Below are 506 nucleotides of genomic sequence, written 5' to 3'. Positions count from 1 at the left end.
AGAGGTCGAAACACAAACAGAACCGGGGCCGTTGGCCGATGCGGCGTCTGGGAGTATCCAATGCGTCTCAATAAGCCCGGAGCAGATGGTCGCGCTGTTCTATGACGATTCGGCGAAGCGCGGCCGGCGCCTCCGCGTGGCTGTCGAGCCAGGCATCGGTGCGTACGACGACGGGGTGTTCAGCAGGTGCCTGTCCGGAGACCAGGTCCTGTGTGATGGGGTAGAGCCCCCAAACCAGCCTGCCCGCTATCTCGATGCTCTTCACCGACCAGATTCGATCGAGTTCCTCAAAGTACGGTTCCACATACCCGGCGTGAAGCCCGGGCGGGCCCTGGCAGAAACCATCGATGGTGGCGTCCAGCAGCTCGTTGGACAGCGAATCGGTATGCACCGCGGTGTGCCAGGCCTCGGCCTTCACCTCCGGAACGGGCCGCGCGGTCATGGCGGCCAGATGGCCGGCACGCGCCGCCGCGTTGCGGTCGGCTTCCAGGGCCGCATCCAGCTCC

The 506-nt window shown here is 65.4% G+C and carries 1 protein-coding gene; it reads right to left on the bottom strand.

Features of this window, described 5'->3' with window-relative positions:
- Positions 1–67 precede the first annotated feature (67 nt).
- Positions 68–506: ERAP1-like C-terminal domain-containing protein (locus AC5RUJ_RS18240; protein WP_494156518.1), on the bottom strand; the 439-nt coding region annotated here is incomplete at its 5' end.

Source organism: Arthrobacter sp. Y3223164, assembly GCF_059091005.1.
The sequence above is the reverse complement of the archived record's forward strand: the minus strand, read 5'-3'. Positions and strand labels throughout refer to the sequence as shown.